General features: G+C 42.9%; 16 protein-coding genes and 1 pseudogene. 10 read left to right on the top strand and 7 right to left on the bottom strand.

Features of this window, described 5'->3' with window-relative positions; genetic code table 11:
- Positions 1-10: 10 nt before the first annotated feature.
- Complete coding sequence (locus KQP79_RS07920) at positions 11-1567, bottom strand: ATP-binding protein (protein ID WP_004300977.1); 1557 nt, start codon at positions 1565-1567, stop codon at positions 11-13.
- 719 nt (positions 1568-2286) lie between these two features.
- Complete coding sequence (locus tag KQP79_RS07915; protein ID WP_061448647.1) at positions 2287-3753, bottom strand: glycoside hydrolase family 10 protein; 1467 nt, start codon at positions 3751-3753, stop codon at positions 2287-2289.
- Positions 3754-3862: 109 nt separating this feature from the next.
- On the opposite strand from KQP79_RS07915, the gene KQP79_RS07910 reads away from it, so the two are divergent.
- The 3 genes from KQP79_RS07910 to KQP79_RS07900 are packed head-to-tail and all read left to right on the top strand — an operon-like array spanning position 3863 to position 6010.
- On the top strand, positions 3863-5293 hold the full coding sequence (locus tag KQP79_RS07910) for a carbon starvation protein A (RefSeq protein ID WP_004310289.1): 1431 nt from the start codon (positions 3863-3865) through the stop codon (positions 5291-5293).
- Entirely contained in the window at positions 5290-5520 is a 231-nt protein-coding gene (locus KQP79_RS07905) for a hypothetical protein (protein ID WP_004310290.1), read from the top strand. Before KQP79_RS07910 ends, KQP79_RS07905 begins: the two co-directional genes overlap by 4 nt.
- Before the next feature lie 4 nt (positions 5521-5524).
- On the top strand, positions 5525-6010 hold the full coding sequence (locus KQP79_RS07900; RefSeq protein WP_004300961.1) for an outer membrane beta-barrel protein: 486 nt from the start codon (positions 5525-5527) through the stop codon (positions 6008-6010).
- A 96-nt stretch (positions 6011-6106) separates the two neighbouring features.
- On the opposite strand, the gene uvrA is transcribed toward KQP79_RS07900, so the two are convergent.
- A complete protein-coding gene (gene uvrA / locus KQP79_RS07895; RefSeq protein ID WP_138343126.1) occupies positions 6107-8878 on the bottom strand; it encodes an excinuclease ABC subunit UvrA in 2772 nt (923 codons plus the stop codon).
- Between the two features lie 16 nt (positions 8879-8894).
- On the opposite strand from uvrA, the gene KQP79_RS07890 reads away from it, so the two are divergent.
- Positions 8895-10481 (top strand): glycoside hydrolase family 10 protein, encoded by a 1587-nt coding sequence (locus tag KQP79_RS07890; protein ID WP_171035994.1) that lies wholly within the window; start codon positions 8895-8897, stop codon positions 10479-10481.
- Between the two features lie 111 nt (positions 10482-10592).
- Here the strand turns inward: KQP79_RS07890 and KQP79_RS07885 are convergent, their stop codons facing one another.
- The 4 genes and pseudogenes from KQP79_RS07885 to purL all read right to left on the bottom strand — a co-directional run bounded on the left by KQP79_RS07885 (position 10593) and on the right by purL (position 19739).
- Complete coding sequence (locus KQP79_RS07885) at positions 10593-11141, bottom strand: chromate transporter (protein ID WP_004300958.1); 549 nt, start codon at positions 11139-11141, stop codon at positions 10593-10595.
- 118 nt (positions 11142-11259) lie between these two features.
- On the bottom strand, positions 11260-11802 hold the full coding sequence (locus tag KQP79_RS07880; RefSeq protein WP_004300957.1) for a chromate transporter: 543 nt from the start codon (positions 11800-11802) through the stop codon (positions 11260-11262).
- Positions 11799-15809, bottom strand: a complete 4011-nt coding sequence (locus KQP79_RS07875) for a two-component regulator propeller domain-containing protein (protein WP_008644839.1) — start codon at positions 15807-15809, stop codon at positions 11799-11801. Before KQP79_RS07875 ends, KQP79_RS07880 begins: the two co-directional genes overlap by 4 nt.
- Positions 15810-16077: 268 nt before the next feature.
- Positions 16078-19739 (bottom strand): annotated as a pseudogene (purL, locus tag KQP79_RS07870) (phosphoribosylformylglycinamidine synthase).
- Positions 19740-19997: 258 nt separating this feature from the next.
- On the opposite strand from purL, the gene KQP79_RS07865 reads away from it, so the two are divergent.
- From KQP79_RS07865 to KQP79_RS07840, 6 genes are all read left to right on the top strand, one after another.
- Complete coding sequence (locus tag KQP79_RS07865; protein WP_061448644.1) at positions 19998-20651, top strand: LysE family translocator; 654 nt, start codon at positions 19998-20000, stop codon at positions 20649-20651.
- Positions 20652-20661: 10 nt separating this feature from the next.
- Entirely contained in the window at positions 20662-21207 is a 546-nt protein-coding gene (locus tag KQP79_RS07860) for a DUF4924 family protein (RefSeq protein ID WP_008774797.1), read from the top strand.
- Positions 21208-22074, top strand: coding sequence for a dTDP-4-dehydrorhamnose reductase (gene rfbD, locus KQP79_RS07855; RefSeq protein ID WP_015533027.1), 867 nt, complete (start codon positions 21208-21210; stop codon positions 22072-22074).
- A 97-nt stretch (positions 22075-22171) separates the two neighbouring features.
- Positions 22172-23746, top strand: a complete 1575-nt coding sequence (locus KQP79_RS07850; protein WP_008025990.1) for a peptide chain release factor 3 — start codon at positions 22172-22174, stop codon at positions 23744-23746.
- Between the two features lie 77 nt (positions 23747-23823).
- The gene (locus KQP79_RS07845; protein WP_008025991.1) at positions 23824-24414 is read left to right on the top strand and encodes an RNA polymerase sigma factor; all 591 of its coding nucleotides are present in this window, start codon (positions 23824-23826) and stop codon (positions 24412-24414) included.
- Positions 24415-24424: 10 nt separating this feature from the next.
- Positions 24425-25264: a FecR family protein gene (locus tag KQP79_RS07840; protein WP_234120661.1), complete on the top strand. Its 840-nt coding sequence runs from the start codon at positions 24425-24427 to the stop codon at positions 25262-25264.
- Positions 25265-26024 lie beyond the last annotated feature (760 nt).

Genomic DNA, 26024 nt, shown 5'->3' with positions numbered 1-26024 from the left:
CTTTATCTGTTCACACCAGCCAGCGACTGATATTGCGTTTTTCCGCACTGAACTCTACCCCGATCTTTATCACTTCACGTCCGTCTGCCTGATACGGTATCAGATAGCCTTTATCGTCGATCTGCTTCAATGCCGCTTCTGCTGTGTCATGCAGCTTGAATTCGAAGACATAGATATATTTAGGTGTTTTCACTACGGCATCTGCACGACCGCGGGCGCTGCGTACTTCGGCATCGGTGAACTGTCCCATAAGTTTGAAGACAATATAGAAAACCACTTGGTAGTGACGCTCTGTCTGCTCGTTCAATTCGTAGTTGAAATCGGCAAAGAAGGCTTGCAGGCGGGTGAGAAAGGCATCGTAGTCTCCCGAACGAAGTTCTTGTACAAACTTGCCGATGTAAAATCCTTGGTCACTGTTTCTCACTCCGGTGTAAAATGGAACCAGGAAATTAATGAAGCCGTAGCGGACTTCATCATTAGGAAATTGCAATAGATAGTTACCAAATTCCCTATCGAAATCTTTTATCGTCAGATAGCCACTTTGGTAAATTAACGGAATCGGATTATTGGAATCTACACGATATTCGGAGAACATGGAAGACGGTGCTTCGATCCCGTCAAGCAAAGTACGCAGGTCGTATTCGGTTTCTTGCAGCATCTCGACGAGGAAAGTCGGTGTGCCGGTCTGGAACCAGTAATTGTCGAACACTTTTGATTTCAGGACATTCAGTACACTGAACGGGTTGAAGATACCTACTGAATTAATGCAAAAATGATAGCCATCGTAGAGACGTGTCATTCGTTGTACCGCGTCATCATAAGAAATGGAATTATTGGCTGCCAGTATCTTGATTTCCGGCTGGAAGGTATCCAATAATTCTTGAAGAGTGATGCCGCAAAGGGTTCCGTAATCGGGCCATAAAGTGATGTCCTGCAATTGGTTGAGGTCACTGAATACACTTACTTGTGAGAATTTCGTTACTCCTGTGAGGAAGACGAAACGTAGGTAGCGGTCGGCACTTTTCAATACTCCGTAAAAGGCTTTCAGAGTTTTACGGTATTCATCCAGTAAGACATCATTGCCTAAAGCTTGCAATAGAGGTTTGTCGTATTCGTCTACCAGAACTACGACGCTGCTACCGGTTTGTTCGTAGGCACGACGGATGACGCCGGAGAAACGACCGGAAAGAGTGTTCTCGTCTATTCCTTTGCCATATTGGATTTCCCATAAGGTGAGTTGACGGCTGAGGATATCATAAAGTCTTTCTGGGGAATCGTACTTCTCGGCATTTAAATCCAGATGCAGCACAGGATGCTTTTCCCATTTCGTTTCCAGTTTTTCAATGGCAAGCCCTTCGAAGAGTTCTTTCTTTCCTTCAAAGTAGGCTTCAAAGGTAGAGAGAAGAAGACTTTTACCAAAACGGCGTGGACGACTCAGGAAGTATGGAGTAGATGTATAAGCTATTTTCCATACAAGCTCTGTTTTATCTACATATAGATAATCGCCCTTACGAAGTTTCTCAAAGGTCTGTATCCCGATAGGGAGTTTACGAAGCAGGTCATTCATTGTTATTTTCCTTTTAGTGGTTCAAAGATAATCATTATTTTCGTAATATTTCGTTTTCAATATCTCAAAGAACGGGCGTTATAATTTTGTTTAACTGGAAAATTATCATTTAGCTCATTCTTGCACGGTTTTCACCACAGAGGACACGGAGGACACAGAGGTGAATTTGTTTTATGACTTACGGTTGTGACCCTAATTTTAATGCGTAATCCTCCTCTATAAAGTTGAAAAAACATGAAAACGTCTGCCACCTGCAACCAAACGCGTGTAATGCACTAGTTGATAAATAGTTGGAGCGTTGCAGATACCTGCGACAGATAGGTTGCAGATAAAGTATCTGCAACACAGTATAAACCTTACATAAACTAATTCTCCATGAGTGCAAAAGTTTATTGTATACATTAACTTCCCGTTTCCAGGCGGGGAACTGTCGTTTCCGGCATTAGAAATTACAGTTTCCACGGCAGGNATAAAGGAATCAAGGCTTTTTCTTTGATTATATAACGTGTTGCAGATACTTTATCTGCAACCTATCTGCCACAGGTATCTGCCACGTTCTAACTACTTATTAACTACTGTATTACATGCGTTTGGTTGCAGGTGGCAGATGTTTTTATGTTTTTCAACTTTATAGTAGGAAAAACTTTCGTTCATTTCTGCACCGTTTCATTCTTTTTTATACTGTTTTGAAACAAATAAGTCGATTCTAAATACTTGGTTTACTGCTGGACCGTTTGCTCCTGTGTCGCTGTACTTTCATTTCCATAGCGGTCAATAGCCGTCACTGCGAAGTGCTTTTTTGCATTCCAAGGCAGGATAGGGGCATATACGTAACTCGTCTCTCGAATATTTTGTGCAACGATATTTTCTGGTCGGTTGATATCTACCGGATAATCATTAGAAGCATAAATAACATACATGGGCTTGTTGCGCTGATCGTTATCAGTAGCAGCCTGCCAGGTTAATTCCGTATATCCATTATCAATGTGAGTAACTTTCAGTACAGAAGGAGCAGTTGGCGCAACATTATCTAACCATGGCATCGGAGGCTGTAAAGCAGGGTATGCATAAAAATTCTCGGATAATTCATCATAAATCCCCTGCGTGTTCTCCATCAGGTATTTCACCCGGTAATGCCCTTCACCCGCCATTTTCTGCTTGCGGATAAAGTTCATTTGACGATCTATTTCGTCGCGTGTCCATTTGCCTTCATCGGGATGGAGAAAATAAATGCCGAGTCCCGGAATCACCTGCCGTCCGTTGCTCTGTTCCTGCCAGTCGAGGGCAAAAGGGTAGAAATTGTTTCCCTGGAAATACATCATCGGATAAATCTGATCCATAATACCTTCTCCCATCCAACCTTGCGGGTCCTGATAAACGGTAAAGAAAGCATTCCATCCCCGGGACGGGTAACGAGAAGTATCACGGTATTTACCTACCGGGCAGGTACTTACTTTCACCCAAGGCTTCATAGCTTTTACACCTTTATATATATAACGTACAATTTCGGAGATATTATCCCGGCGCCACTGATCCAGTGTGCGTCCTTTATTGTATCGGCGGAAATCATATTTATCAGGAAAAAGAGGAGCATTCTCCGGATAACGCAGATAGTCGAAATGCACTCCGTCCACATCATAACCGCTAACGACTTCCCGCACCAGTTTCATCAAATACTCCTTCGTTGCCGGATGTCCCGGATTGAGGAAATATTCGCGCTTGTAAGGAACGCATATTTCTTTCATCCGTTTGGTGACAGACTGACTGCCGAGCGAAGCAACATGCTTCTTATTCCCTAGTGGGATAGTTACCATCCAGGCATGACATTCCATCCCTCGCTTATGACATTCTTCAATGGCAAAGGCCAGCGGATCATATCCCGGGTTTCCTCCTGTCTTTCCGGTCAGGATCGAATTGAAAGGTTCGATTGCCGAAGGATATAATACATCTCCACGAGTACGGGTTTGAAATAGGACAGTGTTGAAGTTGGCAGCCTTTAACTTATCAAGAATATCTATTAACTCTTCTTTCTGCTTGCGGATTGTTTGAGGGTTTGTCGCACGTGTGCGAGGCCAATCCAGTCCGTACACCGCTGTCACCCATGCGGCACGAACTTCGTGCTTGGGTTGCGCAACAATTGAGAGGAAAGGATACAAAAGTGAAAGAATGAAAATAGTATAGTGCATATTCTTTATTTTTTGTTTTAAATCCCTGCAAAGTTAGTAAAAGTGTCGGTATTGTTGGGCTGTTTCGTGAGATTATGTTACATTTGCCAAGTTAAAAAAACGACACGCTATGATTACATTTACTCTATGCCTGCTGGCGTTGATAGTAGGCTATTTTACGTATGGACGCCTGATGGAACGCGTCTTTGGTCCTGACGACCGTAAAACACCGGCTCTTACCAAGGCGGATGGAGTGGACTATATTCCATTGCCCACCTGGAAGATTTTCATGATTCAATTTCTCAATATTGCCGGATTAGGTCCTATTTTCGGAGCAATCATGGGAGCGAAATTTGGTAGCTCTTCATACTTGTGGATTGTGCTGGGAAGTATTTTTGCGGGGGCAGTGCATGATTATTTTGCCGGAATGCTTTCTTTGCGTAATGGAGGTGAAAGCCTGCCGGAAATTATAGGTCGTTATTTGGGACTGACTACCAAGCAGGTGATGAGAGGATTTACTGTCATTTTAATGATTCTGGTGGGGTCAGTTTTCGTTGCAGGTCCTGCCGGATTGTTGGCAAAACTCACTCCGGAAAGTTTGGATGCTACGTTTTGGATTATCGTTGTATTTGCATATTATATTCTGGCTACTTTGCTGCCTGTTGATAAAATAATAGGTAAAATCTACCCATTGTTTGCGGTTGCCTTGTTGTTTATGGCAGTAGGCATTTTGGTGATGCTCTATGTTAACCATCCGGCTTTGCCGGAGTTATGGGACGGATTGCAAAATACGAACCCGGAAGCGAGCGAACTTCCTATCTTCCCGATTATGTTTGTGAGTATTGCTTGTGGTGCCATTTCAGGTTTCCATGCTACGCAAAGCCCATTGATGGCCCGTTGTATGACTTCGGAACGGCATGGACGTCCGGTATTTTACGGTGCAATGATTACCGAGGGCATTGTTGCTCTTATTTGGGCTGCTGCCGCTACTTATTTTTTCCATGAAAACGGAATGGAAGAAAGCAATGCTTCTGTTATCGTTGATGCCATCACAAAAGAATGGTTAGGGGCAATCGGCGGAGTACTCGCTATTTTGGGGGTGATTGCCGCTCCGATAACTTCGGGTGATACGGCTTTCCGTTCGGCACGTCTGATTGTGGCAGACTTCCTGGGGATGGAACAAAAAAGTATGCGTCGTCGTTTGTACATTTGTATTCCGATGTTTGTACTAGCTATTGGTTTGCTTTTGTATAGTTTGCGTGATGCAAACGGATTTAATATGATATGGCGTTATTTTGCCTGGGCAAATCAGACATTGGCTGTGTTTACCTTGTGGGCTATAACAGTTTTTCTGGCGGTATCCAAGAAACCTTATATCATTACTTTGGTACCGGCACTGTTTATGACATGTGTATGTTCTACTTATATATGTATTGCTCCTGAAGGATTAGGACTCTCGCATACAGTCTCCTATGGCGTTGGTATAGCGTGTGTAATGGTTGCGACTGTTTGGTTCTATATCTGGATAAATAAGCAAAAAACAAGAAAATTATCAGAATGAAGAAAATAAGAAAATCAACAGGAGTGGCGCTTGCATTCCTTATTTATGTATCTGTAACAGCGGCTTATTTGTTGCCTCGTAATACGGAAGTCAGCCTGACAGAGAAAATAATTACGGTGGCAGTTTCTTATGTCATCGTCCTCCTTCTTTGGCTGGTGCTTCGGAAAAAGGAACAAATGCGTGAACGCCGCAAAAAAGACGAACAATATATTCACTTAAAAAAGTAAGTTTATGAAGAAATTAGCTTTGGCTCTTTGCTTATTGGCAGTCTCTTTTACTGCACAAGCGCAATTTGAGAAAGGAACTACGATTATCAATCCTTCATTGTCGGGGTTGGACTTTTCGTATAGTAAAAACGATAAAGCAAAGTTTGGAGTTGGTGCACAGGTCGGTACATTTTTTGCCGAGGGTATTGCCTTGATGGTAAATGCTGGAGCCGACTGGTCGAAACCAGTAGATGAGTATACACTGGGTACAGGAGTACGTTTCTACTTCAATAAAACTGGTATCTATCTGGGTGGCGGACTCGACTGGAACCGCTTCCGTTGGAGTGGTGGAAAACATCAGACAGACTGGGGACTGGGCATCGAAGCCGGATACGCTTACTTCCTTTCGCGTACGGTGACCATTGAACCTGCCGTTTATTATAAATGGCGTTTCAATGATGGAGATATGTCGCGTTTCGGTGTGAAGATTGGATTCGGTTTCTACTTGTAAGAGAGATTGATTTTTTTCATATATTAAGCCCTGCAGATATAGAACTTCTGCAAGGGCTTAATTACATAGATGTATTATTATAGTTTTGACGATTGCTTATCCTAGTTTTTCTTTCAGAAACTGCCCTGTATAGCTTGCTCCGCAGGCAGCAACTTCTTCCGGGGTACCCACTGCTACGATATTTCCACCCTTATCTCCACCTTCCGGTCCGAGATCGATTACATAATCGGCACATTTGATGACGTCCATGTTATGCTCGATGATAACGATGCTGTGTCCCCGGCGAATCAATGCGTCGAAAGCATCCAGCAGTTTGCGGATATCATGAAAGTGTAATCCTGTAGTCGGTTCGTCAAAGATAAACATCGTTGGGTCAGCTTTCTCCTGACTTAAATAAAATGCGAGTTTGACACGTTGGTTTTCACCACCGGAAAGGGTAGAAGAAGCCTGTCCTAATTTGATATATCCCAGTCCTACGTCCTGCAAAGGAAGTAACTTCTTCACAATTTTCTTCTGTCCATGTTCGTTGAAGAACTCAATCGCTTGGTTGACGGTCATCTCCAATACATCGTAGATGCTTTTATCGTTGAATTTCACTTCCAGCGTGTCGGATTTGAAACGTTTTCCGTGACAAGATTCACACTCCAACACCAAGTCTGCCATAAATTGCATTTCTACAGTAATGGTTCCTTCTCCTTTACACTCTTCGCAACGTCCGCCTTCGCTATTGAAACTGAAGAATCCGGGGGTATATCCCATTTGTTTCGCCAAAGGCTGTTCGGACCATAGTTTGCGGATTTCGTCGTAAGCCTTGATGTAAGTCACCGGATTTGAGCGCGATGATTTGCCAATCGGGTTCTGGTCTACAAATTCTACATTCCGCAGGTCACGCAAACTTCCTCCGATTGAAGTGAATTCTCCCGGTCGGTCACTACATTCGTCTAATTCACGTTTCAATGCCCGGAAGAAAATATCTCTTACCAATGTACTCTTCCCGGAACCGGAAACACCCGTAACAACTGTCATTACATTGAGAGGGATACGTACGTTTACTCCTTTCAGATTATTCTCACGTGCGCCTTTCAATTCTATATAGTTATTCCATGGCCGGCGATGCTTCGGAACGGGTATTTCATCTTCTCCTAAAAGATAACGTACCGTATAACTGTTGCTTCCCTTCTTTAAATCCTTCATATCTCCCTGGTAGACAACTTCTCCACCTAGGCGTCCGGCATTGGGACCTATGTCGATAATGTAATCGGCTGCACGGATAATTTCTTCATCGTGCTCTACCACCACTACCGTATTTCCTAATTGTTGCAGTTGACGCAACACATGGAGCAGACGGTCTGTGTCACGGCTATGCAGTCCGATACTTGGTTCATCGAGAATATAAAGACTACCTACAAGGCTACTTCCCAGCGAGGTTGCCAGATTGATACGCTGGCTCTCTCCACCCGATAAGGAATTACTAAGCCGGTTCAAAGTCAGATAGCCCAAACCTACATCAATTAGAAAACGAATCCGGCTATTTATTTCAACCAGGATACGTCGGGATATGTTGTTGTCGTGTTCGTCCAGTTCCAAATGATCGAAGAATTCCTTCAGCTCTGTGATAGGCAAATCTACCAGTTCGGAAATGTTTTTTCCACCCACTCGTACATATCCGGCTTCCGGTTTCAGGCGGGTGCCGTGGCATTTCGGGCAAAGCGTCTTTCCCCGGTAACGCGCCAGCATCACCCGGTATTGTATCTTATATTGATTCTCTTCCAGCATCTTGAAAAAATCATTGATGCCGTGGAAATATTGGTTGCCCTCCCAAAGTAACCTGCGTTGCGCGTCTGTCAACTCATAATAAGGAGTGAAAATGGGGAAGTCGAATTTCTCCGCATTATGAATTAATTCTTCTTTCCATTCACCCATCTTTTCGCCACGCCAGCATACGATAGCTCCTTCATGCACCGATAATGAACGATCCGGAACGACTAAGTGCTCGTCGATGCCGATTACTTTGCCGAATCCTTCGCACGCCGGACAAGCGCCGATAGGCGAGTTGAATGAAAACATCTGGTCGTTCGGTTCTTCAAAGATGATGCCGTCCGCTTCGAATTTAGTGCTGAAAGTATGAAGTTTCGTAGTTCCATCCGATAGAAAAAAACGCAGCATACAGGTTCCGTCGCCTTCATACATGGCTGTTTCGGCAGAATCAGTCAGCCGGCTGATGGCGTCTTTGCTGTTGGCAACAGCCATACGGTCCACCAGTAGATATACTTCATCACCTGCCACAGGCGTATATTCATCAATACGCTTCATCTCACCGTTCACTTCGATACGGTTGAACCCTTGTTTCAGGTCTATCTCCAGTTGCTGTTGCAAGGTGCGGTCTTCACGCAGGCGGATGGGTGTCAGTACCGTATATCTTGTACCTTCCGGGTATGAGAGCATGCAGTTGACAATGTCTTCTGTAGAGTGCTTCTTTACTTCTTGTCCGCTGATGGGGCTATACGTTTTCCCTACCCGTGAATATAACAGGCGTAGATATTCGTAAATTTCAGTCGAGGTGCCCACAGTAGAACGGGGATTGCGGCTGTTCACTTTTTGTTCGATAGCAATGGCGGGAGGAATCCCTTTGATAAAGTCACATTCCGGTTTGCTCATTCGCCCCAGGAACTGGCGCGCATAGCTGCTTAAACTTTCCACGTAGCGGCGTTGTCCTTCTGCGTAGAGCGTATCAAAAGCAAGAGATGATTTTCCCGAACCCGATAATCCGGTGATGACAACAAGCTTGTTGCGGGGAATATCTACATCGATGTTTTTTAGGTTGTTGACGCGTGCGCCTTTGATCGAAATATAGTTGTTTTCTGACATAAAATACTCCTTTTTTATGGTAGTCGGCAAAGTTAGCGAATTTATCGGGAGTTTGTATTATCTTTGCGTCACATTATTACGATTTAAGAATATTATGAAGCTGAAAAACTATCTTTTACTTTTAGCTCTTCTTCTGGTGGTAGGAGTGAGGGCACAGGTGCCATCAGGCAATAAATATCCTAAACGTGAATTCCGTGGAGCGTGGATACAAGCTGTAAACGGTCAGTTTCGTGGCATTCCCACAGAGAGGCTGAAACAAATATTGATTAGTCAGTTGAACTCTCTTCAGGAAGCTGGTATTAACGCAATCATCTTTCAGGTACGCCCTGAAGCGGATGCATTATATGCTTCCCAGCATGAACCGTGGAGTCGTTTTCTGACAGGAACGCAAGGTCAGATGCCTTCTCCTATGTGGGATCCGATGCAGTTTATGATTGAAGAATGTCAGAAACGGAATATGGAGTTTCATGCCTGGATCAATCCTTACCGTGTGAAGACCTCATTAAAAAATAAGTTGGCGCCGGAGCATATTTATCACCAGCATCCGGAATGGTTTGTTACTTATGGCGATCAGCTATATTTCGATCCGGCACTTCCCGAAAGCCGGGAGCATATCTGTAAAATTGTGACCGATATTGTGTCTCGTTATGATGTAGATGCTATTCACATGGATGATTATTTCTATCCTTATCCGGTTAATGGATTGGATTTTCCGGATGATGCAAGTTTCGCCCGTTATGGTGGAGGTTTCACCAATAAGGCAGATTGGCGTCGTAGTAATGTGAATGTGTTGATAAAGAAGCTTCACGAAACGATTCGTGGCATCAAGCCTTGGGTGAAGTTTGGTATCAGTCCGTTCGGTATTTATCGTAATCAGAAGAGCGATCCATTGGGAAGCAACACCAATGGTTTGCAGAACTATGATGATCTTTATGCCGATGTACTCCTTTGGGCACGTGAAGGATGGATTGATTATAATATTCCGCAAATTTACTGGGAGATTGGCCACAAAGCTGCCGACTATGAGACACTGGTGAAATGGTGGGCTACTCATTCGGAAAACCGGCCGTTGTTCATTGGTCAGTCGGTGCCAAAGACAGTTCAGTTTGCCGATCCGCAGAATTCTTCTATCAATCAGCTTCCCCGCAAGATGGCTTTGCAACGTGCTTACCAAACAATCGGAGGTAGCTGTCAATGGTATGCAGCAGCTGTTGTTGAGAACCAGGGTAGATATCGCGATGCTTTAATCAGTGAATATCATAAATATCCTGCTTTGATTCCAGTCTTTGATTTTATGGATGATAAAGCTCCGGGCAAGGTACGTAAAATGAAAAAGGTATGGACGGAAGATGGCTATATCCTTTTTTGGACAGCTCCGAAAGCTGATACAGAGATGGATAAGGCAGTTCAATATGTAGTCTATCGTTTTGACAGTAAAGAAAAGGTGAATTTGGACGATCCTTCTCATATTGTAGCTATCACGCGCAATCCATTCTATAGACTTCCTTATGAAACAGGAAAAACAAAATGCCGTTATGTAGTGACAGCTTTAGATCGTTTACATAATGAATCGAAATCCGTAAGTAAGAAGTTAAAACTGTAAAGGTATAGAATAAACAACGATAAAACGGTGAACACTCTGCTGAATGATAACGCAGTTTATTCACCGTTTTTTTGTTTACTGTTTTTTTGTTTACTGTTCAGCCGCTCGTTATTAATAGAGCAGCAAACCTGCAATACCACAGGCGATAATCATTAATATCGGATTGGCTTTATATTTTCTTGTTCCGATGAATGCAATCAGAAAGATAATGATACTGATAACGAATGAATAAGTATCTTCCGTAGGCGAACCGAAGTTTTCTGCGTTCATTAATACCAACGCGGCGGAGGCGAGTAATCCGACTACTGCCGGGCGTAATCCATTAAAAATAGATTCTACTATCGGATGTTTCTGGTATTTTAGGAAGAATTTACTGATGGTCAACATCAAGATGAAAGAGGGAAGGACTACGGCAAAGGTAGCAATGATGGAACCCCATACGCTACCCGTAGAAGTAAACCCTACATAAGTAGCTGCGTTGATACCAATAGGTCCTGGAGTCATTTGGCTGATTGCGACAATATCCGTGAACTCCTGCGAACTCACCCATCCATAGCGGGTTACCACTTCGCCTTGAATCATGGAAAGCATGGCATAACCGCCACCGAAGCCAAAGAGCCCGATCTTGAAAAATGTATAGAATAACTGTAGGTAAATCATGTGATTAATAATTTATTATATAATAATTTTAGGCATGGATTACACGGATTTCCCGGCTTTTAGAATTATGAATCTGTAAAACAACAGCGTTAATCCGCGCCTTCTCAACTCTCCATTCTCAACTCTCAACTTTTCTAAATTTCCCCCACAGGAAACCTCCTACACCGGCCGCAATAATAATCCAGATAGGGGAGAAGCCCAACAGCCAGATTAATATTGCCGAGACAACAGGAATCCACAGATTGTAGCGGTTGATTTTTGCGGATCGTCCCATGGTAAAGGTCGGCGCCGCGATGAGTGCCACCACTGCCGGGCGAATTCCTTTAAAAATACGTTCCACTATCGGATTGTCTTTGAAACTATGAAAGAACAGGGCGATAGCCAATATAATAATGAAAGACGGCAAAATTGTTCCCAATGCTGTGATAATACTTCCCCGGATTCCACGCAGCTTATATCCTATAAAGATAGAAATATTGACTGCCAAAATTCCCGGTGCGGATTGGGAGATAGCCAGCAGATCGATAAAATCTTCCTGCGCAATCCATTTCCGTTTGGTGACAATTTCATTTTCAATCAGTGGCACCATTGCATATCCTCCTCCAATAGTAAAGGCGCCTATTTTAAAAAAGATTCCAAATGCTTCGAGATAAATGTTCATTCTTTCTTTTCTCCTCCTTCCTTACTAACTGCTTTTTTCTCTTTGCCATATTGACTGGGACTTACATTATAATGCTTCTTAAATACTTCGCGGAAGTACTTGGCGTCACTGAATCCCGTCATTTCTGCAATTTCTGTTATGCTATGTGTGTCTTCTTTTAGTAATTGTACGGCACGTTTCAGACGAATCAGCCGGATATAATCTCCCGGTGCCTGATCGGTTAATGCCCTTAATTTATTGTAAAAACTTGTGCGACTCATTCCCATCAGGCTGCATAATACATCTACCGTGAGAGCAGGATTGTCAATGTTATCTTCCACGTTCTTTTTGACGTTTGCTATGAATTTCCAGTCAATGTCTTGCGAACAGTTGATGCAGTCTTCATCATTTTCCTCATCATTCAGATCTAAATTTGCGAATTTGCTGCGCAATAGTGCACGGTTAGCCAGCAGATTGGCAACATTAGCTTTCAATATACCAATATTGAATGGCTTCACAACGTATTCATCCGCACCAATCTGAAGTCCCGAGAGAATATCTTTCTCATTATTCAAAGCAGTCAGCAGGATAACAGGAATGTGGGAGGTTTCGATATTATTCTTGATAGCTTGGCATAATTCATCCCCCCGCATTTCAGGCATCATAATGTCTGAAATAACCAGCTCTGGTTTGTACTCGGGAATAATCGTCAATGCTTCTTTTCCATTGGAGCAAACCTGTACGAAATACTCCTCGGATAACGTTTGCGACAGATAGTTGCGCAACTCATCATTATCTTCCACAATCAAGATGCGACGATGATTAATGTTCTCTTTCTTTTGTGCATTTTCGTAAATTTCAGGTGATGGAGGCGGAACGTTATCAATCGTATTTTCTATACGCTGTTTGCTCGGAGTTGCCAGATGTGCTTTCCGGAAGCGCTTGCTGTCTTTAGGGAATGTTATTTTGATAACCGATCCCTGGTTTTCGATGCTTGACAGATTAATCTTTCCTTTATGCAGGCGGACTAGCTTCCATACAAGCATCAGTCCGATACCACTTCCTGTTACTTTGGAATTAATAGCATTGCTGCCACGGAAATGAAGTTTGAACAATTTCTTTTGTTCATTGGCCGGGATGCCGATTCCTGTGTCTCTGACTTCCACGCTCCATGAGTCAGATGTTTCTGAAACGAAAACCTGTACATTTCCATTTTCCGGAGTATATTTCAGTGCGTTCGAAATGATGTTCTTAAAGATAGATTCCATCTTTTCTTTATCAAACCATACGTTCATATACCTGAAATTACTTTCATAAGTGAAGTTGATATGTTTGATGTTGGCGTACTGCTGGAACGCGTTGAATATTTCATTCATAAACGTGTTTAGCTCATGCTCTGAAATATATAATTCGGAAGAATATACGTCCGCTCTTTCAAAGTTGATAAGATTGGTGGTAAGACGTAATAGGGCATTTACGTTTCGTAATGCCGTATTCATGTTCGAAATACCTTCTTTACTCAACTCCTCTTTCTCGCGTAGTTCTTCCAAAGGTGCTTTGATAAGCGTCAATGGGGTACGGATATCATGTGCCGTATTGATAAAGAAGTGTATTTTCTCATCGGAGACTTTGCGTTGCTTCCTCAAAATCAGTATACGCAATAGGACGATGGCAATGAGACAAAGGATAGCTGTATAAACCAGCATGGCCCAGAATGTCAGCCAGAAAGGTTGGGCTATGATAATATCCATACTTCTTTCTTCAAGCATGATGCGTTTGTCTTCATTGGAGATGGCACGTACCCTTAGCGTATATTTGCCCGGGGCAAGATTGGTGTAACGAATCGTGTTCTCTGTTCCGGGTTTGCTCCATTTATCATAGAAACCTTCTAGCCTCCAAGAGTAAAGAATATTGGAAGGATAGTCATAGTTGATGGAAGAAACCTGCAAAGAGAATCTGTTTTGATTGTATTTTAACTTTAGTACCTTTGTATCATTGATGCTTGCTTTCAACGGAGAATCCTCATCACCCGGATAGATTGTTTGATAAAAAAGCTTGAAATCGCTGAAAATCATTTTAGAAGAATAACTTCTGGGCAATTTCATATCCTTGTCAAATTCCACTGCTCCGTCAGAACTGCCTAAAATGAATTTATTGTTTTTCCGTAACGTACCTGATAGCGCATTGAAATGGGTGGTCATCAATCCCATATCTTTGGTCCAGTTATAGAATTTTTTCTCATTGGGATAAAAACTTGTCAATCCGCTTTCTGTACTCATGATTATATCTTTGTCCGCATCCGATAATATGGTATAGATATTATTGGATATCAAAGCACAGTTTTCCGTGTGGTAATGAGTGAACAGTTTTTTATTAATATCGTAAATCAATAGTCCCGACCCGCTGGTACCTATATACAATGAACCGTTTTTTGCTTGGTACAGGGAATAGATATAGTTCGACTCTACCGGAAGTTTTATGCGCTCGAATTTTCCGGATTCTTTATCTAAAAGACATAGGCCGGTGGCACTACCGATCCACATACTTTTTTCATCTTTCTCAACGATGGCGGTAATGGAATTTAATCCATCATAAAACCGTACTTCCTGCGTCTTCAGATTAATACGCTTGAGGTTGTAGAATCCTCCCGACCAGATATAACCCTGCATATCTGTACGAATATCACGTATATATTTATCCGGTCGCTTGTTTGTATGAGTGTACAAAGGCGGCATGAAATAGCTGACACTGAACGTTTTCTTATCTATCTGGTAAGCACCGGAAGAGTACCCGCCTGCCCAGATAATTCCGGGAGCCACTTCGCATATAGTAAGAAAGATATGGCTTTTATTACCTTGCGACTCTTCAAAAGCACTAAGCACCGATCGCCATTGTCCGGTCTTTGAATTAAAAAAACTGATGCCATTGTTCGTTGCAAACCATAAATCTCCCTCTCTGTCTTCAATAATGGCATTTACTTGATCGTTGATTAAAGACTGTTTGTTGCCGATGGAGTGCTTAATCCATTTGTAGCTCGTATAACGGTTGTTTTGTATCGTGATTCCGATGGGATAATTAGCCAGCCATATCCGTTCTTCATCATCCACAAAAATGTCATTGATACTGTTACCGTTCATGCCACAATTACTGTTATAATCAGCCACAATTTCGGGTACTATTTGATAAGTATCCATATTTATTTTGTGTACTCCTCCGCCATCGGTAGCTATTAATAACTCTTTGTCATTTAGCGGCTTGAACCGTGTGATACTGATATCTTTCAGGTTATAATCCGGTCGTATGACGGATTTGGTATTCATATCATAAACCATAATTCCCCGCAAGAAAGTGCCGATGAATAGTTTCCGAATCTTTTTGTCGAAGTGTAAATCGCTTACTTGGGCTTTCACGCTCTCCAACTTATCGCAATTGATAAGTTTCAATGCGTTGTTTTCTAATTGGGCATAATGAATCCCCATTTCCGTACCGATGAAGAAATGCGATTCGTCTATTTGTTCAATATCAGTGATTTCTTCACTTATATCATTCTTTATATGGGTGACTTGTTTGGTGTCCGTATTATAGAGAAAGATAGTATCTTTATTGCATAGCCAGATGTGTTTATTCTGGTCGAGCCAGGCATAAGTGACCGGGTCCGGCTGTTCGCTGAAACTTTCCATCGGTAATTTATATACAAGACTGAAGCAGTCGTGAATCTGGTCATACCGGAATACTTTTCCTTTTTTCCCGATTTCCCATAAGACTCCTTCCTGATCAATATAAAGCCAGTTTAGATTTAACAGAGAGTTCACTTCTGCGTCACCATCCATTAACTTATATCGTTTAAACTCTTTTCCATTGTATCGATCAATACCTTCGTGCGTGAGGAACCACATGTATCCGGTTTTATCTTTTTGAATGCAGTAAACCCGCCGGTTACTTAACCCATCCTCCACTCCGAGATATCGATACGTCTGCGCGACACAAATTAGAGGAAACAATAAGATTAGAAAAAGCCATTTTTTCATACAAATAGGACTTTTAAGGGTTATTGAATCTTTTATGAGGGGGAAAGTTTGACAAAATTAAGAAGATTTTTTGATATTACAAAATTTTGATGAAAGATAACAGCGCTCCAAAAATGAAGAAAATAGACTATTTTATAACTATTTGTATATACTGTTTGTTTTCGGTATTTTGGTATCTATCAGAAGTCTTCCGGTAGAATGGAAAGTTCCGTAAAATAAGAGGCTGGCACTATTTAAAGTACCAGCCTCTGTAAAATATGGAAATGATTTATTTCATTTTCGCTTCCACCCACTTGCGGGCATTGACAAACGCTTCTATCCATGGAGTAACCTGATCGCTGTTCTTGCGGTCGGCCGGATAGCAACCGTTCTGCCATGGGAAGATGGAACGTTCCAAGTGAGGCATGATAGCCAAGTGGCGTCCGTCTGCGCTGGCCAGTGCTGCGATAGAATAATCGGAACCGTTCGGATTGCCCGGATATTCATCATAGCTATACTTCGCTACTACATTATATTTATCTTCGTCATATGGCAAAGAGAATTTTCCTTCTCCGTGAGCTACCCAGATACCCAGTTTGCTTCCACTTAAAGAGCCGAACATCACACTGCGGTTAGTCGGGATAGTAAGACCAAGGAAGCGTGATTCGAATTTGTGTGAATTGTTATGTAGCATTTTTCCTTTCTTCTTCAGTTCCGGGTTGATAAGATTGAGTTCCATCATCAGCTGGCAACCGTTGCAGACACCCAATGACAATGTATCTTCGCGTGCATAAAATTTATCCAATGCTTCTTTAGCTTTCGGGTTGAACAGGAATGCGCCTGCCCATCCTTTAGCAGAACCCAGTACATCGGAGTTAGAGAAACCACCGCAGTAAACGATCATGTTTACGTCTTCCAGTGTTTCGCGTCCGCTGATGAGGTCGGTCATTGTAACGTCTTTTACGTCGAAACCTGCCAAATAGAGTGAGTAAGCCATTTCGCGCTCACCGTTTGTACCCTTCTCACGGATGATAGCCGCACGGATACCGCTTGGGGTACGACGATCCGGAGTGATACCGTATTGAGAAAGCTTACCTTTGAATTCCGGCATGAAAGCGAATTCAACAGGTTGCATCTTATAGTTTTCAAAACGTGCTTTTGCGCAACCGTTCATAGATTGTTTGCGGTCGAGCAGGTAAGAAGAAGAATACCATACGTCACGCATATAATCGATACCAAACTGGTAAGTAGCACCGTCTTTAGATACCAAAATGTGGCGTTCGTCAGTCGGTTTACCCAGCTTTATATAGCCTACGCCTGCATCTTCCAGAATCTTCTTCACTTCATCCTTATGCTTGTCGCTGATCTGGATAACGATACCCGGATTTTCAGCAAACAGAATCTTAACGATATCCTGTTCTTTCATCTTGTCGAGGCTGATTTCCATACCGCCTTCTACATTAGAGAAGCACATTTCGAGCAATGTAGTGATCAAACCACCGGCAGAGATATCGTGTCCTGCAAGAATCAATCCTTTGTTGACAAGTTCCTGTACGGCAAGGAAAGCATCACGGAAATATTCGGCATCTTGTACGCAAGGTACTTCGTCACCAACTTTACCCAGAGATTGTGCAAAAGCCGAACCACCCAGTTTCAGTTCATCGAAGCTGAAGTCAATATGATAAAGCGTAGTCTTTTCATTGTTAACCAATACCGGAGATACCACTTTCTTCACGTCGGAAACTTCACCACCGGCAGAAACAATCACAGTTCCCGGAGAAATCACTTTCTCGCCGTTCGGATACTTCTGTGTCATAGATAGAGAGTCTTTTCCGGTAGGAACATTGATCTGCAGCGCGCAACAGAAATCGCTTAAAGCTTTTACAGCTGTGTAAAGACGGGCATCTTCACCTTCTTGAGAGCGGCAAGGCCACATCCAGTTGGCAGACAGTGAAATGCTATCCATACCTTCCGCCATTGGAGCCCAAACAAGATTGGTCAGCGCTTCGGATACAGAAAGAATAGAGCCGGCAGCCGGATCAGCCAATGCTGCTTGCGGAGCATGTCCGATAGAGGTAGCGATACCTTTCTCGCCACGGTAGTCGAGTGCTACGACACCGCAGTCGCTCAACGGCAACTGAAGTTCACCCTGACATTGCTGACGAGCCACTTTGCCTGTTACCGAACGGTCTACCTTGTTTGTCAACCAGTCTTTGCAGGCTACAGCTTCAAGCTGCAATACATTCGTCAGATATTCATGTAGTTTAGACAATTCGTATTTCGGCATTTCATAATGACGTTCTACGGTCTTGTCTACCATATAGGTTTTGGGAGAAGAACCGAACATCTGTTCTACGGCAAGGTCGAACGGACGTACACCGTCAGCCTGTTGGAAAGCGAAACGATGATCACCGGTTGTTTCACCGACTACGTACATTGGAGNTCTTTAATCAGCAGACCCATACGTTCCTGACTTTCGTTAGCGATGATTTCTTTGGCAGACAAAGTCTTGTCACCGATAGGCAACTTGCTCATATCGATCAAACCACCACATTCTTCCACGAGTTCGGACAGACAGTTTACGTGTCCGGCAGATCCGTGGTCATGGATAGAAACCACCGGATTCACCTCTTCTTCACAAAGAGCGCGTACTACGTTATTGGCACGTTTTTGCATTTCTGCGTTGGCACGTTGCACGGCATTCAACTCGATGCCACTGCTGTAACGACCGGTATCAACAGAAGATACGGAACCGCCACCCAGTCCGATACGGTAGTTGTCACCACCGATAACCACTACTTTGTTTCCAGCTTCCGGTGTGCCTTTCAGGCAGTCGCGTTGTGTACCGTAACCAACACCACCGGCAAGCATGATTACTTTGTCGTAACCATAAACTTCTTTGTTTTCTGTATGTTCGAAAGTCAGTACCGAACCGCAGATCAGCGGTTGGCCGAACTTGTTACCGAAGTCGGAAGCACCATTGGATGCTTTGATTAGAATCTGTTCCGGAGTCTGGTATAGCCATTTGCGTACCGGAAGAATCTCTTCCCATTCGCGTCCTTCTTCTGTGCGTGGATAAGAAGTCATGTAGACTGCAGTACCTGCAATCGGCCATGAACCTTTACCACCACCCATACGGTCGCGGATTTCACCGCCGGTACCGGTAGAAGCACCATTGAATGGCTCAACAGTAGTAGGGAAGTTATGAGTTTCCGCTTTCAGTGAGATAACACTCTTGATGTCCTTTACTTGGAAGAAATCAGGTTTTGAATGATCTGCCGGAGCAAATTGTTCCACAACCGGACCTTCAGCGAAGGCTACGTTATCTTTATAAGCAGAGATTATTTTATTCGGATTTTCCTGTGTAGTCTTTTTAATCATCTGGAACAGGGAAGATTCCTGCTTTACGCCGTCGATGATAAACGTTCCGCCGAAAATTTTGTGGCGGCAGTGTTCGGAGTTGATTTGTGCGAAACCGAATACTTCAGAGTCGGTCAGCTTCCGTCCGAGGTCCTTTTCTACTTTCTTCAGGTAGTCCATTTCTTCTTTGGAAAGAGCCAAACCTTCTTTTTCGTTGTACACTTCGAGATCTTCAATGTAGATGATTGGTTCCGGCTGACGGTTTGTCGTGAATACGTTTTGGTCGAGTCCTTTGTACATGCGTTGGAGCATCGGGTCGTAATCGGCATTTTCGTCCTTAACAGGGAAGTACTCCTCGATGCGGCTTATGCCTTCGAGCCCCATGTTTTGGGTGATTTCTACTGCGTTTGTACTCCAGGGAGTGATCATTTCGCGGCGTGGGCCAACGAAACAGCCTTTCAGGTTTTCTTCACTTTCCATCACGGCTTCGCCAAAAAGCCAGCAGAGTTTATTACTTTCGTCAGGGGTGAGCTGATGGTTGCTCTCTACGGCAATCACGCTCTTGGAAGGGGTTCTGAAAAAAAGAATCATGTTGTATATTTACGATTTTACGATTTACGATTTTACGATTGAAGTTCCTGCAGGAGAAACTCTTCTCTTTTTCTGTGGCGCAAAGATAATCAATTTCGTTGGTGGTAGGAAAAAAATAGAGAATAAATTCCTATACCTTATTTAATATGTTTATTTTCGATGTACGTTTTACTTATTATCGCTATATATAGTGATTCTTGTGTGGAAAAAACGTTAATATACTATCCCCATATCACAAAAAAGTGCGATATTTGCGACATGATTCAGATAGAGACAATATTCGATATATTAGTGAAAGGCTTTATTATTGGCGTTGTTGTGTCCGCACCCCTCGGTCCGGTGGGCGTATTATGCATCCAGAGGACTTTGAATAAGGGGCGTTGGTATGGATTTGTAACAGGTCTGGGAGCCTCTTTGAGCGATATAGCATACGCTTTGCTCACCGGCTACGGGATGAGCTTTGTGTTCGATTATATTAATAAGAATATTTTCTATCTGCAATTATTGGGGAGCATCATGCTACTCCTTTTTGGTATATATACCTTTCGTAGCAACCCGGTGCAGTCCATTCGTCCGGCTTCCTCCAGCAAAGGTTCTTATTTCCATAACTTTATTACCGCATTTTTCGTCACTCTCTCCAATCCCTTGATAATCTTTCTGTTTATCGGACTTTTCGCCCGTTTTGCCTTTGTGCAGCCGGGGGTGCTGGTCTTTGAAGAGATCACGGGATATCTTGCAATTGCTATAGGAGCATTGACCTGGTGGTTGGGTATCACTTATTTTGTGAATAAGGTGCGCACTAAATTCAATTTACGTGGTATCTGGATACTGAATCGTGTTGTAGGAAGTATCGTAATGCTGGTATCCCTTGCCGGACTGATTTTTACTTTGTTGGGAGAATCACTTTATTAAGAGATAACTTATGAATCAGATAGCACAACAACTGAAAGAGAAGAATATTGCCGAGTACCTTATATATATGTGGCAAGAGGAAGACTTGATCCGCGCCAATCATTGTGAACCGGAAGAGATGGAGGTAAATATAATTGCCCGTTATCCGGCAGATCAGCAGCCTGCCATGAGAGAATGGTATACCAACCTGATTACGATGATGAGTGAGGAAGGAGTACGGGAAAAAGGTCATTTGCAGATTAATAAGAATGTGATTATCAATCTGACAGAATTGCATAACGCATTGGCTTCTTCTCCTAAATTTCCTTTTTACAGTGCCGCCTATTTCAAGGCATTGCCGTTTATAGTAGAATTACGGAATAAAAACGGCAAGAAAGACGAGCCCGAATTGGAGACCTGTTTTGAGGCGTTGTATGGAGTGCTCCTGCTTCGTCTTCAAAAAAAGCCTATCAGTGAAGGTACTGCTAAGGCAGTGGAAGCTATCACTAGTTTCCTTTCTATGTTGGCAAACTATTATGATAAAGACCGTAAAGGTGAATTAAAACTGGATGAATAAATGAGAATTTTGGTAACGGGTGCCAACGGTCAGCTTGGCAATGAGATGCAGGTGCTTGCAAAAGAGAACCCGCAACATACGTATTATTTCACGGATGTAGAGGAGCTTAACATCTGTGACAAGCAAGCCGTTTGGGCTTATATCGCAGAGAAGCGGATTGAGCTTGTCGTGAACTGTGCCGCATATACGGCCGTAGATAAAGCGGAAGATAATTCGGAACTAGCCTATCAATTGAATTGCGAAGCACCGAAACAATTGGCAAGTGCGGCACAATTCAACGGAGCCGCCATGATACAGGTATCTACCGATTATGTCTTTGACGGTACTGCACACACTCCGTATACGGAGGATTGCGACCCTTGTCCGGACTCCGTATACGGCACCACCAAACTGGAAGGAGAATATGACGTGATGAATTATTGCGAGAAAGCAGTCGTAATCCGTACTGCATGGCTTTATTCCACTTTCGGCAATAATTTTGTGAAGACAATGATCCGTCTTGGAAAAGAGCGTGACAGTCTGGGAGTTGTTTTCGACCAGATCGGAACCCCGACTTATGCTAATGACCTGGCACGTGCCATCTATACCATTATAAATAAAGGTATAGTCCGCGGCATCTACCATTTCAGCAATGAGGGAGTTTGTTCCTGGTATGATTTCACGGTAGCTATTCATCGTCTGGCAGGAATAACCACCTGCAAAGTGAAACCTTTGCATACAGCCGAATATCCCGCGAAAGCAAACCGCCCGGCATATTCCGTGCTTGATAAAACAAAAATAAAAACAACGTTCGATATAGAGATTCCTCATTGGGAGGAGAGCCTCAAACAATGCTTGATAAAATTAGGAATGAAAAATGAAGAATGAAGAATTTCGATGCGGCTTTATAGATAGCGTAACAATTCTTCTTTCATCATTCATCATTCATCATTCATCATTCTTCATTCTTCATTCATATTAATATATGGCAGATAATACAGAAATTTTGAGACGGCGAACGTTCGCCATTATTGCGCATCCGGATGCCGGTAAGACATCATTGACGGAAAAGCTATTGCTTTTCGGTGGTCAGATACAGGTAGCAGGTGCTGTAAAGAGTAATAAGATAAAAAAGACGGCTACGTCCGACTGGATGGAAATCGAGAAACAACGTGGTATTTCGGTAACGACTTCCGTGATGGAGTTCGACTATCGGGATTATAAAATCAACATTCTCGATACTCCGGGTCACCAGGACTTTGCTGAAGATACATACCGCACACTGACTGCTGTAGACAGTGTTATCATCGTTGTAGACGGTGCGAAGGGGGTGGAAACGCAGACGCGTAAACTGATGGAGGTATGCCGCATGAGAAAGACTCCGGTAATAATCTTCGTCAACAAAATGGACCGTGAAGGAAAAGATCCGTTCGACTTGCTCGATGAACTCGAAGAAGAACTGATGATTCAGGTTCGTCCCTTGTCCTGGCCGATAGAGCAGGGAGCACGTTTCAAAGGAGTATACAACATCTACGAACAGAAACTGGACTTGTACCAGCCATCCAAACAGATGGTAACGGAAAAAGTGGCAGTCGATATTCATACGGAAGAACTGGATCAGCAGATTGGCAAGCCATTGGCAGACAAGCTGCGTGGTGATCTGGAACTGATCGAAGGTGTTTATCCCGAATTTGATTCGGAATCCTATCTCGCAGGAGACTGTGCACCTGTATTCTTCGGATCAGCGTTGAACAACTTCGGTGTGCAAGAGCTGCTGAACTGTTTCGTGGAGATAGCTCCCAGTCCTCGTCCCGTACAGGCAGAAGAGCGTGAAGTGAATCCCGACGAACCGAAATTCACCGGATTCATCTTTAAGATCACAGCCAATATTGATCCCAATCACCGTTCTTGTGTGGCATTCTGTAAGATTTGCTCCGGCAAGTTTGTCCGCAATGCTCCCTATGTGCACGTTCGTCATGGAAAGACCATGCGTTTTTCATCGCCCACTCAATTTATGGCACAGCGTAAAACAACGATTGACGAAGCCTATGCAGGAGATATTATCGGTCTGCCGGATAATGGTACCTTTAAGATTGGCGATACGCTGACAGAAGGTGAAATGCTTCATTTCCGCGGATTGCCGAGCTTCTCGCCGGAGATGTTCAAGTATATTGAAAATGCCGATCCGATGAAGCAGAAACAGTTGGCGAAAGGTATCGATCAGTTGATGGATGAAGGTGTGGCACAGTTGTTTGTCAATCAGTTCAATGGCCGTAAGATTATCGGTACGGTGGGACAGTTGCAGTTTGAGGTCATTCAGTACCGTTTGTTGAATGAATACAATGCGTCCTGTCGCTGGGAACCGGTAAGTCTTTATAAAGCCTGTTGGGTAGAAAGCGATGATCCCGCAGAACTGGAAGCCTTCAAGAAACGTAAATACCAGTATATGGCAAAGGATAGAGAAGGGCGCGATGTGTTCCTGGCAGACTCCGGTTATGTACTTCAGATGGCGCAGATGGACTTTAAACACATCAAATTCCACTTTACAAGTGAGTTTTAAAACATATTCCGTTGATTTTAACTAAAAAATCAGGTAAAAAAAGGAAAAACATATCTCATATAAATGAGTGAATAGAAATGAAGACACTATCCTGGGATAAAATTCAGCAAGGGGATGAAGAGGCATTCCGGCAGCTTTATGAGCAATATGCAGATTTACTGTATGGATATGGCATGAAGATAGCCGGTGATGAGACTCTGGTAACCGAGGCGATACAGTCGTTGTTTGTTTACATCTTTGAGAAAAGAGAAACTTGCACGGCTCCTCAATCCATACCCGCTTACTTATGTGTTTCGTTGAGACACATGATAGTGAACGAACTGAAAAAGGAGAATAGTGGCTCATTAAAATCACTGGATGAAGTAGGCACAAATGAATATCAGTTTGATCTGGAGATTGATATTGAAACTGCTATTATCCGTTCAGAGTTAGAAAAAGAACAGCTGGAAGTTTTGCAGAAAGAGCTGAACAATTTGACAAAGCAACAGCGGGAGGTATTGTATCTTAAGTATTATAAGAAGATGAGTCCGGAAGAAATAGCCCAGGTGATGGGACTCACTTCACGTACGGTTTACAATACTACTCATATGGCTATCTCCAGTTTGCGGGAGCGTATGAGCAAATCTTTCTTGTTGTTGGTAGCAGCTAATTTGTGGATTTTTAATTGAGGTGTGAGATATGGAAAAGTGGACAGAATCTTTAGATAAATACTTAGAAGAAGGAAAACTTCCTCTGGTTGGCGAAATCTTTTCTCGTAAAAAAGAAATAGGTGATAAGCTGAAGTTGCAACGTGAGGAGAGCCATAAGATCGCCTTAAGCCGGAGAAGAAAGCAAGGTGCGGGGAGAAGTTTCTCTTTCTCATGGGGAGTGGCAGCGGCAGTTGTCCTTCTTTTGGGGATAGGCGGTTACTTCCTGGCAGAAGAAAAGGTGGTGACTGATAACACTGCTATGAACTATGAATTGCCGGATGGCAGTACTGTGCAGGTGATGGAAAATTCCCGCCTGACTTACAATCATATCACATGGCTTTGGGAGCGCAAATTGCAACTATTGGGTAAAGCCTCTTTTAACGTAACCAAAGGCAAGACATTCACGGTCCGTACAGAAGCCGGCGACGTAACCGTACTGGGAACGAAATTCCTCATCGATCAGCAAGGAAAGAAGATGACCGTCAACTGTGAGGAAGGAAGTGTGCAAGTCGAGACTGCTGTAGGTAAGCGTACATTGCTTGCCGGGGAAAGCGTTCATTGCGATGAGAACAAGATTGTGCCGGTAGAGAAAAAGGCAGAAGAATCGGAGTTCCCCGAGGTGTTGGGGTATGAAGACGATCCGCTAATAAATGTAGTGGCAGATATTGAGCATATATTTGAGGTAACAGTCGTCGGGCATGAGAAATGCGAGGGGCTGACCTACGACGGGACGGTCTTAACGAAAGACCTGAACGCCACACTGGAAAAAGTCTTCGGATCGTGTGGAATCAGTTATCAAATTCGAGGGAAAGAAATTATTTTGCAATAAAAAAAGCCTCTTCTGACTATCCAGAAGAGGCTTTTTTGTTTTTCTTCAAATTTTCTTCAAATTTTCTTCATTTTTTCTTGGTAAAAAAACAACGGATGCTTCTCTTTCTAATAGATGAGCTATTTAATGATATTTGAAGAAAACGGTAGAATTGATTAGAAGATTAAATGTTGTAGAAGAAATTAGAAATTATCCGGCAGAAATAAGGCCGGGATTCAGAACAAACAATAGATGTTTTATAGAGAATTACAAGCTAAACTCAAAACAAACAATAGATGCTTTTTATAAAATTTAAATTTAACCCAAAACAAACAATGTTTTAAAAGAAATGCAAACTAGGGCTCAAAGCAAACAATAGACAGCGGCAGATGAATTATTCCTGCCACAAACGTAAGCCGGAAAGATTCCCTCATCGGACGTGATATGAGCTTTAGAGGCTTGTTTTTTCCGATTAAACAGACTTAGTTGGCTTAAAAAAGGTTTTTTCAACTAGACTGCTACGCTAATTAAAAGAATGAAAGCCGTGATGGCGCATGAGAGGTTTAACAAGGCCGGTTTTATCTGGTAGTTTAATAGTAGGTTAAGAGAGTATGAAACCAGAAAAGGGCTGAACCGGTCTATCATTGAGTATTTTTATTTAATAATTGTTTTATCAGAGTGTGAGAGAAAGTTGAGGGGCTTTCTCTCACATTTTTTTTGTAGGAACGATAGATAGGACGATTTACTATTGGACTATTTACCATTTACTATTTGGGTTGTG

Origin of the sequence: Bacteroides sp. DH3716P (genome assembly GCF_025914115.1) — a bacterium.
In the GTDB taxonomy this organism is placed as follows: Bacteria; Bacteroidota; Bacteroidia; order Bacteroidales; family Bacteroidaceae; genus Bacteroides; species Bacteroides ovatus.
This window is presented reverse-complemented; position numbering and strand designations above follow the sequence as displayed.

Bases quoted from the DNA above. Each gene is read 5' to 3' on its own strand.
- KQP79_RS07905 (WP_004310290.1), top strand. From the start codon at position 5,290: ATGAAGAAAATAAGAAAATCAACAGGAGTGGCGCTTGCATTCCTTATT.
- KQP79_RS07885 (WP_004300958.1), bottom strand. From the start codon at position 11,141: ATGATTTACCTACAGTTATTCTATACATTTTTCAAGATCGGGCTCTTT.
- KQP79_RS07845 (WP_008025991.1), top strand. From the start codon at position 23,824: ATGAAGACACTATCCTGGGATAAAATTCAGCAAGGGGATGAAGAGGCA.
- uvrA (WP_138343126.1), bottom strand. From the start codon at position 8,878: ATGTCAGAAAACAACTATATTTCGATCAAAGGCGCACGCGTCAACAAC.
- KQP79_RS07920 (WP_004300977.1), bottom strand. From the start codon at position 1,567: ATGAATGACCTGCTTCGTAAACTCCCTATCGGGATACAGACCTTTGAG.
- KQP79_RS07850 (WP_008025990.1), top strand. From the start codon at position 22,172: ATGGCAGATAATACAGAAATTTTGAGACGGCGAACGTTCGCCATTATT.
- KQP79_RS07865 (WP_061448644.1), top strand. From the start codon at position 19,998: ATGATTCAGATAGAGACAATATTCGATATATTAGTGAAAGGCTTTATT.
- KQP79_RS07910 (WP_004310289.1), top strand. From the start codon at position 3,863: ATGATTACATTTACTCTATGCCTGCTGGCGTTGATAGTAGGCTATTTT.
- KQP79_RS07900 (WP_004300961.1), top strand. From the start codon at position 5,525: ATGAAGAAATTAGCTTTGGCTCTTTGCTTATTGGCAGTCTCTTTTACT.
- KQP79_RS07890 (WP_171035994.1), top strand. From the start codon at position 8,895: ATGGTAGTCGGCAAAGTTAGCGAATTTATCGGGAGTTTGTATTATCTT.
- rfbD (WP_015533027.1), top strand. From the start codon at position 21,208: ATGAGAATTTTGGTAACGGGTGCCAACGGTCAGCTTGGCAATGAGATG.
- KQP79_RS07860 (WP_008774797.1), top strand. From the start codon at position 20,662: ATGAATCAGATAGCACAACAACTGAAAGAGAAGAATATTGCCGAGTAC.
- KQP79_RS07840 (WP_234120661.1), top strand. From the start codon at position 24,425: ATGGAAAAGTGGACAGAATCTTTAGATAAATACTTAGAAGAAGGAAAA.
- KQP79_RS07915 (WP_061448647.1), bottom strand. From the start codon at position 3,753: ATGCACTATACTATTTTCATTCTTTCACTTTTGTATCCTTTCCTCTCA.
- KQP79_RS07875 (WP_008644839.1), bottom strand. From the start codon at position 15,809: ATGAAAAAATGGCTTTTTCTAATCTTATTGTTTCCTCTAATTTGTGTC.
- KQP79_RS07880 (WP_004300957.1), bottom strand. From the start codon at position 11,802: ATGAACATTTATCTCGAAGCATTTGGAATCTTTTTTAAAATAGGCGCC.